The organism is Levilactobacillus yonginensis, assembly GCF_964065165.1.
Taxonomy (GTDB): Bacteria; Bacillota; Bacilli; order Lactobacillales; family Lactobacillaceae; genus Levilactobacillus; species Levilactobacillus yonginensis_A.
Window position 1 is genome coordinate 779,884 of the sequence record NZ_OZ061549.1, and the last position, 13,121, is coordinate 793,004.

The 13,121-nt window shown below is 47.1% G+C and carries 10 protein-coding genes; 2 read left to right on the plus strand and 8 right to left on the minus strand.

The annotated features are described in order from the left end of the window. Positions 1–304 precede the first annotated feature (304 nt). From AB3Y94_RS03905 to ccpA, 3 genes are all read right to left on the minus strand, one after another. The gene (locus AB3Y94_RS03905; RefSeq protein WP_367295121.1) at positions 305–4,708 is read right to left on the minus strand and encodes a leucine-rich repeat protein; all 4,404 of its coding nucleotides are present in this window, start codon (positions 4,706–4,708) and stop codon (positions 305–307) included. Between the two features lie 350 nt (positions 4,709–5,058). Further along, entirely contained in the window at positions 5,059–5,922 is an 864-nt protein-coding gene (locus AB3Y94_RS03910) for a hypothetical protein (protein WP_367295122.1), read from the minus strand. A gap of 146 nt (positions 5,923–6,068) precedes the next feature. After that, entirely contained in the window at positions 6,069–7,070 is a 1,002-nt protein-coding gene (gene ccpA / locus AB3Y94_RS03915) for a catabolite control protein A (protein WP_125681759.1), read from the minus strand. Positions 7,071–7,264: 194 nt separating this feature from the next. Between ccpA and AB3Y94_RS03920 the strand changes: the two genes are divergently transcribed. After that, positions 7,265–8,362: an aminopeptidase P family protein gene (locus tag AB3Y94_RS03920; protein WP_125681762.1), complete on the plus strand. Its 1,098-nt coding sequence runs from the start codon at positions 7,265–7,267 to the stop codon at positions 8,360–8,362. A gap of 303 nt (positions 8,363–8,665) precedes the next feature. Here the strand turns inward: AB3Y94_RS03920 and AB3Y94_RS03925 are convergent, their stop codons facing one another. The 4 genes from AB3Y94_RS03925 to AB3Y94_RS03940 all read right to left on the minus strand — a co-directional run bounded on the left by AB3Y94_RS03925 (position 8,666) and on the right by AB3Y94_RS03940 (position 11,420). Beyond that, positions 8,666–9,961: an arsenic transporter gene (locus tag AB3Y94_RS03925; protein WP_125681763.1), complete on the minus strand. Its 1,296-nt coding sequence runs from the start codon at positions 9,959–9,961 to the stop codon at positions 8,666–8,668. 78 nt (positions 9,962–10,039) lie between these two features. Beyond that, positions 10,040–10,360: a helix-turn-helix transcriptional regulator gene (locus AB3Y94_RS03930; RefSeq protein WP_125681765.1), complete on the minus strand. Its 321-nt coding sequence runs from the start codon at positions 10,358–10,360 to the stop codon at positions 10,040–10,042. A 234-nt stretch (positions 10,361–10,594) separates the two neighbouring features. Then, complete coding sequence (locus AB3Y94_RS03935; RefSeq protein ID WP_125681767.1) at positions 10,595–10,993, minus strand: hypothetical protein; 399 nt, start codon at positions 10,991–10,993, stop codon at positions 10,595–10,597. A 22-nt stretch (positions 10,994–11,015) separates the two neighbouring features. Continuing rightward, complete coding sequence (locus AB3Y94_RS03940; protein WP_125681769.1) at positions 11,016–11,420, minus strand: DUF948 domain-containing protein; 405 nt, start codon at positions 11,418–11,420, stop codon at positions 11,016–11,018. A 164-nt stretch (positions 11,421–11,584) separates the two neighbouring features. Between AB3Y94_RS03940 and AB3Y94_RS03945 the strand changes: the two genes are divergently transcribed. Next, positions 11,585–12,454: a mechanosensitive ion channel family protein gene (locus tag AB3Y94_RS03945; RefSeq protein ID WP_367295123.1), complete on the plus strand. Its 870-nt coding sequence runs from the start codon at positions 11,585–11,587 to the stop codon at positions 12,452–12,454. 174 nt (positions 12,455–12,628) lie between these two features. Here the strand turns inward: AB3Y94_RS03945 and cbpB are convergent, their stop codons facing one another. Then, positions 12,629–13,117, minus strand: coding sequence for a cyclic-di-AMP-binding protein CbpB (cbpB, locus tag AB3Y94_RS03950; protein ID WP_125681773.1), 489 nt, complete (start codon positions 13,115–13,117; stop codon positions 12,629–12,631). Positions 13,118–13,121 lie beyond the last annotated feature (4 nt).

Consider the following 13,121-nt stretch of genomic DNA (forward strand, 5'->3'; position numbering starts at 1 on the left):
AGCAATAGCAATATCCTGGGGACTTTAAATGAAAATTCAATGAATAAATAGCACCTCTTTAGCGGATTGCACACCTCGTACAAATTGGACCGGATTGAGAAGTTATTTGGGGTAATTTGTTTATCCTGAAAACGTTTTTTTGCTAATCTTTTCGCCTAAATCCTAATTTTCTTCGTTTTCATCGCCCTTACATTCTCAGCCATCATTTACCCAACTCAAAAAGGACTCGTCCATAACCAAAACATGGCTGAGTCCTTTCGTGACTTCTTAAGATTTTAATGAGCAATTGATTTTAACCATCAATTTAGTTGTGCCGACGTTTCCGCCAACCAGCAAGGCTCAAGCTCCCCAACGCTAATCCGAGAACGGACCACCAAGGCGTCCGTTCTTCATTCGTCTGCGGTAAGGTTGTCGTCGCCTGATTGTCAGCAGTTGGTTGGGACTGAGCCGTTGCGAACCCACCCGCTTTAACAGTAACGGTAGCACCTGCGCCGCCGGTCATGATACCACCGGTGGTACCAGTAGCAGGATTGGCGTTACTGGTACCTCGCGTAATCATAGCTGCTGAGCCACCATCGTGAACCTGCAAGTACTGGTCAATCGACTTTTGTACTTTTTGGGTTGGCTTAATCGCTGAACTAGGGTACCGCACGTCCTGATCACTAACGACGTGTTCTTTATCCTTGTCGTCCGGCTTAATTGGGTCCACTGGGTCAGTGGGATCTACGGGATCAGTGGGATCAACTGTCCCCGAACCATTGTCGCCGGAACCCCCATTACCATTCCCGTTACCACCGGTTGAAGCTGGCTTAACGGTCAGGTTTACGGTAATCGTTTGCCCCCCAAAGCTTAACTTGACGGGATAGGTCCCAGGAACGGTCAAATCTGCTCCCTGCAAGTCCACCGCAATCTGATTAGCTGATACGGCCAGCGCGTTCTCATCAGTAGCGGTCGCCCCAAAGACACTGGCCGTTGGTGTGGCATCGCCCACTGTGATCGTGCCGTCCTTCCCAGTCAAGGTCACTTCAGCTGGCGTAATTGTCAGACTAGCCGGCACGTAGGTGACGTTGTAATTAGCACTGGCAGGAACTGACAACGTGTAAGCATACGTCCCGACCTTTTCACCAGCCACCCGTGTATATGACACGGTCAACGGGAAGTCGGCCAATGGCGTTCCGGTCGCATCGCTGTCGTCGGTGATCGTAAAGGTTGGCACAGGGTCAGCAGTTCCGGCCACCTTGGTCGCTCCGTCATCATTCATAGTTACCGTAAAGTTGGCTGGAACAATACTCAGTGTTGCATTTGAATCTTTCTCCGTCCAATCAAAGAGGTCGGCCGCATCTGCTTCACTTTGAACCCGCGCAATGGCGTCTGGGTCGAGCACTACTTGATAGATGCCAACGTTAGGGACGCTACTCATTGCCGTTGCCCCTACGGAATCCAGAAGATTATTGGCATTCGTATCATTCGTTGGCACTAACTCTAAGTCGCCATCCTTCAAGGTGTAGACAAATCCGTCGGACATGGTAATTTGATAATTGCTAGCCTTCAACGTTGGTGTCTCACCATTGTAGATCACCTCTTGATTCCCAGTTAAGGTATACGTTCCCTTACGCTTGGAAACCGTCAATGTAATCGTCTGGGCATTCTTCGTGTCACCCTGATACATGTAGGTAACCTGGTAAACACCTGGTGCTTGCGTAACTAGGTCGGCATCAATAGGCTCACCAGCAGCGGTCTTGACCGTGACCGTTAAATCACTGTACTTCAAACTAGTACCATCTTGCAATTCTGCGCTCACAAAGTTTGATTCCGGTGTCCAGTTATCCTTGTACCAAGCCTGACCATCCACCACTTTAATTTTCGGATCGTTCAGAACGACTTGGTAGGCCCCGGCGTAAGTCACACCCAGATCATCCGTTAAGGACCAGTCGAACCGGAAATTAGCCGTTTGATCTGGAATATTAAATGTCCCGAGAGCGGGATTATACGTGACACCGTTAGTCAATGACGTCACCACCAAGTCCTTGTTCGTCAAACGACCCACCTGGGTGTCGAACAAGGTGTCGATCGTCACGCTACTCGAATTGCCGAAATAAGCGGCGTACTGGTTCATTGCCAGCGAACTATCACCCACACCCGTGTGCAATTGCGTGATTCGGTTGTAGCTGAAAGCATCCGTTCCAACCGTGGCGCCAGCGGGGACCGTTACGCCGTTGAGTTGGTTCCCATAGAAGGCCTTGGCGTCAACTGAGGTGACCGTACTTGGAAGGTCCAAGCTGCCACTCAATTCATTATAGGTAAAGGCTCCCTCGCCAATTGATGTTAAGCCCTTGTTTAACACAACGTTCTCTAGGTGGCTCCCGGCAAAGGCATAGTTGCCAATGGACGTAACACCATCAGGCAGAACAAAGAGCGGATTACCATCTGCGTCCGTTTGACCAGAGCTTTCGACCCCAGAATATTCAAACGCCCCGTTGCCAATCGTCGTCAGATTCGCGGCTTTGCTGGTATCAACCGTTGTGAGTGCATCATCGTAGGTGAAGGCATTGGCCCCAATGCTCTGAAGACTGGCCGGCAAGACAAAGCTTGTCAATGCCGAATTAGCTAAGAAGGCTTGGTTACCAATCGTTGTGACCGTATCCGGCAATGTAATGTCGTTTAGAACGGAATCATAAATAAAGGCATTGTTGCTCACAGTGGTCAACCGGCTGCCCTCAGCAAATGTCACAGTCGTCAGGCCACCAACCGTGTTCCCATCGGCATCCTTCAAGTTATCGGCAGTGAAGGCACCACTGCCGATAACCAGCAGATTCGCTGGCAAATTCAACGTAATGAGATGGCCGTCATAGGCAAAGGCATTTGCACCGATCGTCAAATCAGCGTCAGCCTCGCCCCCCGCAAAGATTACGTCGGCCAAGCTGAGGTTAGACTCAAAAGCCCCATCACCAATTGATGTCAGATTAGCTGGAAGCTGAACAGCCGTTAAGCCGGACGCATAAAATCCATTATTCCCGATTGTCGTCAAATGGCTATCACTAGGAATGGTCAGCGAAGCCAAAGCGGCCGCACCAGCAAAAGTACTATCGCCAATGGAAGTCACGTTACTCCCCAGTGTAACTGTCGTTAAGGCTGTGTCATTACCCACCACGTAGGAACCGTCGGGAGCAGTGTATCCGGAGAAGGCCGAGTCACCAATAGATTGGACACCATTTCCGAAGGTCACCGTCGTTAAGGCTTGATTCCCGGCGAACGCCCCAGCACCAATTACCGCAGCACTGGGCAACGTTAAGGTCGTCAAATTAGCACCAGCGAATGCCCCAACTCCAATCGTATCCAATTGCGTTGCCGCTGAGAAATCTACGGTCGTTAATTTTTCGTCCTTGGCGAAGGCACTCGCCCCAATTGAGGTGAGATTGGCAGGCAATTTAACGTTGGTTAGGTTGTTGTTATACTCAAACGCCTGATCCCCAATACTTGTCACGCTGTCGGGGAGCGTCAAGCCAGTCAGTTGACTGCTAAAGAAAGCCTGTTTACCAATGCTTTGAAGATTGGTTGCGGCACTTAAGTCTAATGTTGTCAACGGAACGTACATGAATGCACCTTCACCAATACTGGTTAAGCTGGCAGGCAATGTCAGACTAGCAATTTTAGTACCTAGAAATGCATTGCCACCAATACTTGTGACAGTGGCCGGCAATGTAAGTGCTGTTAGCCCCGTGTCAACAAAGGCTTGAAAGCCAATCGTTTCCAACGAATGATTTTCGCTTAAGTCCACCACTTGAAGATCCTGATTGTATGCAAAAGCGTTGTCACCAATGGTCTTAATGCCGTCACCAATCACGATTTTGGTGACGTTAGCCATTTTTCCACCGCCAGCCGCAAAGGCTCCACTACCAATTGCCGTTACAGCATAGTTGGTCGTCACGTTATTCTCAGTACGACTAACAGTCGTGGGAACCACCAATGTGGCTGAATCATTGACATTCACAAGGCTGGTCAGTGTGGCGGTACCATCATCATTGATGGTGAATTGAAAATTGTTGTCCGTATAGTCGGTCGGCATAATGGCCGCCTTGACGGCCATTACTTTCGTCAAAGCCGCCTCGCCAGGTACATCATTGATCTGTGCACCGTCTCCGGTTCGCTTATCATCAGTCCCCGCACCATTTCCTGTATCTACTCCGGTGATGCCATCATTAGCAGACGTTCCAGTGTGTCCGGTTGATGACTGGTCTAAAGCGGCATTATCCGACGTTTCAGCATCAGAACCGTTAGTTACACCGTTACCGGAACCTGTCCCATCAGTGAGCTGATTATCACCAGTTACTGACTCACCGTTAGCCCCAGTACCAACACTATTAGCCTGTTCCCCAGACGCCTCTGTCTTCGACTGATCATGGGTATCTGAACTAACCTGAGTCCCATTGTCGGTGCTAGTCTCACCGGTAACTTTAGAATCAGATTGATCCTGATCACTAGTTGCTGACTCGGACGCTATTGTGGTTTTTAATGTTTGTTGTTGACTATCATTTTCTGAAGACTCAGCTGTTGTTTGACCACTAGTTGCACCAGCCGATGTCGTGTCGGCATGAGCTAAGGCATCCTGCCCGGCAAGTGTCCCTAAGCCAATTGTTGCCACTGTGATAGCTGCAAAGACCCAGTGCTTGCCATCCTTGTACATTTTAAAGTGCCGTTTCTCTTGCATCGTTGATTTGCTCCTCTCAAAAGCGGGCTAGCCAGTCCCCTAAACATTTCCTAATTTCGGATCAACGGTTTATGTTCCTCAACTTGGCATTTTAATACCTTAATCCCCGAGTGCAACTAAATGTCATTTGTGCAACCAAGTTAGTCTCTAAACATTACCAAATAGCCGACTAAATCTATCAAATTTACGTTTACTCATTAAACCCTTGATTCATATAATATTACCAGCGAGCGCGAGGGTCAATCAATAAATACCAAAAATATTCGTAAACACAAAAAAATTCACCCCTTAACTAACTGCTCAAGGGGTGAACTTTTTAACGGTTATTTCCTATTATATGTGCAACCTAACTATTCACGTCGGAATGTGCGATGCCCCAGCATGACTAATAGGCCTAAAACGACCTCAGTAACGCCAATGAAAATGACCACGCTAAGACCACTACGAGCGACCGTCGTCATGAGGGTTGTAGCTAAGCCACTGGTCGAGGTAATCGCAAACGGAGCAAAGAAGAAGCCACCGATACTGACCACCCCTGCCAGAAAACCACCCAGGGTCAATCCAGGACCCAAACTCCCAAGAAAATGATGCATGCCAACTGCGTAGATCAACGTCACAACCGCCAGCAATGCGCTCGCTAACATTAACCAGTAGTTCACACGCCGAGCTAACTGGACTTTGGTCATCGCAGCCATCATCGCGCTAGCATTTAAGGTCGATTTGGTTTGCTTTTGGGCATCTTGACTGACCCGATTAATAAACTTATCGCTCGCCGTGACACCAGTCTGAGCAGCCTGCGTTTTAATGGCTGTCGCCAGGTCAGTGGTATCAATTGCGGTCACGGCTTGACCGTATAGGCGTTCAACCCCTTGAGCAATGAAGGGCTCTGCAACACTCGTCGTCACTGGACTGCCACTCACCCCGTAACTATCTAAATTATCGTTTAAGCGATTAATAATTTTCTCACCAACTGAAGACCGGGAAACAACTCCCGCCGTGTACGTAGCGTTAAAAGCGGTAAACCGTAGTCCCAATGTAATCGTTAGGATAGCAAATAATAGTGCCAGCCACCGAGCCAGCCCTGGCCTTCGCTGATAGCTTTCGGTGGGCGCTGATTGCTGAGGCGCCTCTGGTTCCTCATCGGAATGGTAACGAGACATTCGACTCTGTGTTTCCAAACTCAGCACCTCCCTCTTCATAAATTGATTATCCATTATTTTATCATACTCGCCCGCCATTAAGTTTAAGCACGCCTTAATCACATGAAAATTTATACTTTTTCAACTGACTTTCATGTCAAACTATTGGGTCATTTAAAAAAACGCTGTCGCTTTCACGACAACGTTTTTCATAAATTCAGCTACTTCGTTGAACTCCGCTTCATTAACCCATAAGGTAAAATAACGGTGTTTTCTTCAACCGCTTCACTGTTCATAAGTTTCGTTAACAGACGCATGGCTACGGCACCAATATCATACAATGGTTGCGTAATGGAACTCATCTTAGGCCGCACTAATTCCGTCAGCTTCGTGTCATTGCTTGTGATGACTTCAAATTCTTCTGGAACTTTTACCCCAGCGTCGGTTAACCCGTTCATCACACCCGCAGCTAATTCGTCGTCACCGACAAACGCTGCCGTAGCGCCAGCAGCGGATAAGGCTGGTTCCAAAGATTGGCCCGCCTTATACGTGTAATCAGTCTCAAAGACCAACTTGTCATCGTAGGCAATACCAGCATCCTTCAGCGCCTTCTTATACCCCTTCAACCGATAGTCGTGGTTGATGGCCTGATCCATAGAACCAGAAACAAAGGCCACTTTTTGATTCCCGTGGTCGATCAAGTTTTTAACAGCTTCAGCTACCGCAGCAACGTAATCGATGTTCACGCTAGGTTGTACCTTTTCCTCATCCACGGAACCAGCTAACACAACTGGGGCCTTTGAACGACGGAATTCTTCCCGCAATTCATCGGTCACTTGGTTCCCCATAAAGATGATACCATCCACCTGCTTGGCCATTAAGGTGTTCAAGACTTGAACCTCTTTACCCCCGTTTTCATCGGAGTTAGTCAAGATAATATTATATTTATACATCATGGCGATGTCATCAATTCCTCGTGCGAGTGAGGAGAAGTAAGCGTTTGTCACGTCGGGAATGATTACCCCAACCGTGGTCGTCTTCTTTGAAGCCAGCCCCCGTGCAACGGCGTTTGGTCGGTAGTCCAACCGATCAATAACTTCCAAAACTTTCTTCCGCGTCGCCGGCTTAACGTTGGGATTTCCATTGACAACTCGCGAAACCGTGGCCATTGAGACCGCTGCTTCACGCGCTACATCATAAATTGTTACAGTTTGTTTTTCCATAGCGATAGCCCTTTCTTCCTTGTTTTAATATGTTTTCATTCGTTTTCAAGCAACTTGACCAGTATACAGAAAGCTGGACTTTCACGCAACAACTGAAAACGCTTTCATATCAAAGAATACCTTAATTTCACGTAATTTTCAAGGCTGACCATCTCATATGCTATAATTAACTCATAATTTTAAGGGGTGATTGAATGACAAAACTCGAACAGATTCAGCAATGGACAGCAGAACACCACGCTAGCTTTACCTATCTCAGCAATCCCAAGACCATCCAGTACCTCACTGGATTTGGGAGTGACCCGATTGAACGGGTCCTGGCACTCGTCATCTTCCCGGATCAAGAACCATTTATCTTTGCACCAGCCCTAGAAGTTGAAGTCATTAAACAGACCGGTTGGGCCTTCCCCGTTATCGGTTACTTAGACCATGAAGATCCTTGGGCCATGATTGCGGACCAGATTAAGGCTCGCCACGTGAATCCCGACCACATCGCCCTCGAAAAGGGCCAACTGCAAGTTGCCCGGATGGAAGCCCTGGCCGCTCAATTCACGAACCCACAATTTGACCTCGATATCACCAGCTTCATTGACCACACGCGGTTAATCAAATCGGCCGATGAAATCAAGAAGTTGGAAATTGCCGGTAAATGGGACGACTTTGCTTTTGAACACGGTTTTGCAGCCGTTAAAGCTGGCAAGACGGAACAATCCGCCGTTGCTGAACTCCAATATGCTCTAATGAAGGAAGGCATCATGGAAATGTCCTTCGGGAGTTTGGTCCAAGCCGGTGCCCACGCCGCTGAACCCCACGGGGCAACCAACGATACGAAATTTGAGAACAACGAACTCATTTTGTTTGACTTGGGAACCGTCTACGATGGTTACATCTCCGATGCCTCCCGGACGGTAGCCCTAGGTACACCAACGGCCAAGGAAAAAGAAATCTACGCCGTTTGCTTGGAAGCCCAAGTCACCGCTCAAGCAGCGGTAAAACCCGGGATGACCGCCGCAGACGTTGACAAAATTGCCCGTGATATCATCACCAAAGCTGGTTACGGTGAATACTTCATTCATCGGACTGGTCACGGTATGGGAATGAGTGATCACGAATTCCCATCCATCATGGCTGGAAACGACTTGGTACTGGAACCCGGTATGTGCTTTTCAATTGAACCTGGTATCTACATTCCTGGTGTCGCCGGTGTCCGGATTGAAGATTGCATTCACGTAACAGCAGACGGTAGCTTGCCGTTCACCCACACATCTAAAGAATTAACTTACGTTGGCTAACCACTGACACCGTGACTTCCTCTACATCTTTCTGTAGAGGAAGTTTTTTTGAGTCCATCTCCGAATTGTTTCAGCAATATAAGTTCGAAGATGCTAAAAAGGGCCTGGCGTTTTATCCCAGACCCGATTTTTCTTTAGCTCAGTAACAGATCAAATATAACAGTTCGTGAGTTTTAAGACCCAGTGCCAGGTTCTCACTGTTCTAGCCCCTATTTGATGGCCAAATTCTTGCCCGCCTAATTCTTTACCAATATCGTTGCTATGTCAGGTTTGGCTAACCTTTGAGACTTTCAATCTTAAAATCTAGTGGAAAATAGACAATGAGAGATATAGGCCTAACAACGTAACCAGCAGAACCGGTAACGTCACCGTGATTCCAATCTTAAAATAAGTTCCCCATTTAATTTTTATTCCCTTCTGATCCAACACGTGTAGCCAAACTAACGTTGCCAACGACCCAATCGGTGTAATCTTGGGTCCTAAATCAGAGCCCACCACGTTAGCCAGAACTAAACTCTTATGCAAGAGACCGACTGTATTACTGTCTTGAATCGATAACGCATTAATCATAACTGTTGGCATATTATTCATTACGGACGAAAGGAAGGCCGCCAAGTATCCCATCCCTAACGTAGCGCCTAACCTTCCCCAGTGAGCCATCTGTTGGATAGCACTTGCTAAGATACTGGTTAACCCGGCGTTCTGAAGACCATATACCACGACGTACATTCCGATAGAAAATACCACAATATTCCAAGGGGCGCCCTTAACGGCAGCCTTGGCATCAATCTGAGGACTTCGTTGCGCCAAGACTAAGAAAATTGCAGCAATTGGTAACGCAATCAACGACACTGGCGTTTTCAGAAAACTACTTAGAAAGTAGCCAACTAGCAAGGTAGCCAACACAACCCATGACAAATGGAACAACCGTAAATCCTTAATCACGCTTTGTGGCTCTGGCAAGTGCCGCCCTTCAAACTCCTTTGGGATTGCCTTTCGGAAATACAAATATAAGATCAGAATACTTGCCCCTAAAGAAAAAAGATCAGGTAACCACATTCGCAGTGCATACTCAGAGAATGATAGTCCAAAAAAGTCTGCCGATACAATATTCACTAGGTTACTTACCACCAGCGGCAAAGATGTTGCATCCGCAATAAATCCACTCGCGATGATAAACGGGAAAATTTTTCGATCATCAAATTTCAAAGCCCGAACCATCGATAGAACAATTGGCGTTAAAATCAAAGCTGCACCGTCGTTAGCAAACAGTGCGGCCACCACAGCCCCCAAAACAGCAATCAGAATAAACATCGTTACCCCTTTGCCGTGCGCCAAACGCGCCATATGTAAAGCAGCCCACTCAAAGAAACCAATCTGATCTAAAATTAATGAAATCAAAATGATTGCAACGAAAGACAATGTGGCATTCCAGACAATCCCAGTAACCGTTCCAACGTCCTTGAATGAAACAACCCCAAACAATAGTGCTAAAACAGCACCACCCGTGGCAGACCACCCGATTGATAATCCCCGCGGTTGCCAAATAACCAATATTAGTGTCACAACAAAAATCAAGCTTGACCAAATAACTAGCACAAAACGCCACCTACAACCTTCAAATTATACTTTGAATCCATTCCATCAAAACTAGATAAATTAGGTAATCTAATTTGTCTAGTCAGGCCTAGAACAACTCGAATCACTGTGACACACACACTCATGACTGTCCCGCAACAACTGCTTGATAAACTCAGAAAACTCAGTTGTAAATTCCGGCAGCAGTGTATAGTACTGCCAACGCCCTTTCTTAACAGCGCTGACAATTCCGGCAGTCTGGAGAACTTTCATATGATGAGAAAGTGTTGGCTGCGTAAAGTCAAAATTTTTTAAAATCTCACAGGCACACATTGTCCCACAAGATAATAAATCAATAATTTTAAGTCGGTTTTCATCAGCCATTGCCTTAATGACTTGAGCATACGCTGCATAGTTCAACATTTCCCCTCCTCAATATATAGATACTTATCTATGTATCAAAGTATAGATAAGTATCTATATAAATTCAAGAGCAATTTGATAGCTGTTTAGCGATATTCTCTTTTGGTAAATTTACCACTGATTTAAATTGTCTAGTTTGGTGCTTACGCAGGAACGCTAGCTGCTGTGGGAAGAACGGTGATTAAACAACAAAAAGCCGCGATTCTCATCGCGGCAATTAACAACATTTACTTAAACAGGTTGGTCACTGGCTGAATCGTCGCTAGCAGCCGCTGGCTGGTCAGCTTCGCTACTAGCTGAATCGGCTGCCTCCTCATCTGGTAAGTCAGCAACTTCATTGCTACTTAAAACGATATCGTCATCGGCATCGTTACTCGTTTCATCCGCTGCAGCGCTTTGCCAAGCCGGTGCGTCGTCCTTGCCAGCCAAATGGTCATCAATGGTTTCCTTGAAATCATCGACAGCATCGGCGGCATAGAAGGCGTAATCTACGGCCCGATCCTTTAAGGTGTTGTACCGGTCACGAGCGGCATCCTTTAAGGCTTCACGTTGTTCCAAATCCATGGCGTGATATGCTGCATAAGCAACCCCACCCAATAATAATCCTGCTAAGAGCTTGTGTTTTGCCATTCTCATGACTCCCTTTCCGTGATTAATCTTTATTCTTATGATTCTTGTATAAATCAAACGCGGTCTTACCAACTCGCGCAGCCAAGGACGTTTTGGCCGTCGTCTTCGCAGTGTCACTCACGCGTTCAGTCAGGTTACGGGTTGCAGTGTTTAAGTCGGACACACTCTCGCCCAAATCGGCAGCAGCTTGGAAGACCGGATCAATGGTTGCAACCTTCTTGTTAACATCCTCCAACAACTCGTTGGCATTCGCCATAATGTCTTCGGCTTGATGACTAATTACGTCAACGTCCGATGTCATCGTTTTCATTGAGCGGTTAACCTCACTCAACGTTTTATTCATTTTTACTAAGAACATGCCAATGAAGAGAACCAAGATTAGAAACGCAATTGCTGCAATCAGGCCCGCTACTTGTCCACCGGTCATGACAACCCCTCCTTGTACTCGTTACTTACCAATAGAATAGCATTCTCACGGACGACACGCAATTAAAACCCTTAATTCACGTGTGTTTTCTCCCTGAGCTGTGGGCACTCCCGCTAAAATCTGCTAAACTGGGAACATAATCTTTTTCAAAGGAGGCTCGTCCCTTGACGGCCCTAGTTACTTCCACTGCCACCTCGTCTAAGTGGCTTCAAAACTACATCAATTCGTTTGACTGGGAAAAATTTCTGCACCTGATTACAAGTCGGTTTCTCTCACTGCTCTTTTTAACCCTGCTATTCCTAGTGATCAACATTGTGGGTAAATGGATTCTGAACCGCAGTTTCAAGCGCTACCTGGTCCCGAAATCCGGCCCCAGCAATCGCCTACAAACCATTAGTATGCTTTCGATGAACATCTTTCACTACACGGTTTTGTTCTTCTGGATCTACGCACTTCTTTCCACTTTGGGCGTACCTGTTGGCACGTTAATTGCCGGTGCCGGAATCTTCAGTTTAGCTTTAGGTCTCGGCGCTCAAGGCTTTGTGAGCGATCTAGTGACAGGAATTTCTATCTTATTTGAACAGCAACTCGACGTAGGTGATACTGTTCAGATTGGTACGATTGAAGGCACCGTTACCGCCATGGGCCTACGAACCACGCAGGTTACCAGCGCTGATGGCACTGTGAACTTCATTCCTAACCGCAACATTACCATCATCTCCAACCGCTCCCGTAATGACATGCGGGCGACCGTCAACATTCCCATTGCGTCTACCACTCCAGTCGAACAATTGCCTGGTATCATTCGTGACGTAAACGATCATCTCAAGCCTGACCACCCTAACATCATCGGCGATCCAGCCTTGATTGGCGTTGTTACCCTCCCTACTGGGGAACTGGTCTACCAAGTGATTGTCGTCGCTAAGAGTGGTAGCCAGTACGCTCTACAAGCCACCTTCCTGACCGCGTATCTAAAAGCGATTCGGACGGCTGGCATTCAATTGCCCACGCACACTGCCACTCCCAGCAAGTAATCTTTCAATCGGCAACCATAGATACCAAATAAAACACCTGAGACGTTGGTCGGAACCGGCCATTGCCTCAGGTGTTTTTGGTGATTAGTTGTTCAGAATTTCAGAATTTAACTTACTCGCTTTTCCTTCAGTAATCTAAGAATTTCAAAACCATAAAACTCTGACCTACCAACTTCACTTGTTTTCCTCCACCACTGTTTTTCGTGGTGTAACTTCATAATAGTTTGCTAAGTTATGTGCTAAGTAGTTAATCCGCTTTAAAATTTCACGCCGTGTGATGATTCCCTGGAAGACTTTATGCTCATCTACCAGTGGAATAAACGGTTCGTTAATCATATAGTTTAAGATAGTTTCGAGTTTGGTCGGATCATCAACCCAGTGCTCTACCGGCAGCATAACATCAGCGACTGTATAATTGCTCAACTGATCAACCGCGGCGCCCGGAACGTGCAAGAGCTTATCCGTAATCACCGCCAAGGAGATCATCCCCTGCAGGTGGTCGTCCGCATCCAACACGGGAATCCGGCTGTAGCCCACTTTCGACAGGACCATAAAGGCGTGTTCCAACGTATTTGTCGCAGTCACATTCGCAACAATGTCGGCGGAAATCACATAGCTCTTCGGATCATTACGTAGCATGCGCGCAACAGCAGGGTCAATCATGGGA

Coding starts and splice junctions, on each gene's coding strand:
- AB3Y94_RS03905 (WP_367295121.1), bottom strand. CDS start 4,708: ATGCAAGAGAAACGGCACTTTAAAATGTACAAGGATGGCAAGCACTGG.
- AB3Y94_RS03910 (WP_367295122.1), bottom strand. CDS start 5,922: ATGGATAATCAATTTATGAAGAGGGAGGTGCTGAGTTTGGAAACACAG.
- ccpA (WP_125681759.1), bottom strand. CDS start 7,070: ATGGAAAAACAAACTGTAACAATTTATGATGTAGCGCGTGAAGCAGCG.
- AB3Y94_RS03920 (WP_125681762.1), top strand. CDS start 7,265: ATGACAAAACTCGAACAGATTCAGCAATGGACAGCAGAACACCACGCT.
- AB3Y94_RS03935 (WP_125681767.1), bottom strand. CDS start 10,993: ATGGCAAAACACAAGCTCTTAGCAGGATTATTATTGGGTGGGGTTGCT.
- AB3Y94_RS03940 (WP_125681769.1), bottom strand. CDS start 11,420: ATGACCGGTGGACAAGTAGCGGGCCTGATTGCAGCAATTGCGTTTCTA.
- cbpB (WP_125681773.1), bottom strand. CDS start 13,117: ATGATTGACCCTGCTGTTGCGCGCATGCTACGTAATGATCCGAAGAGC.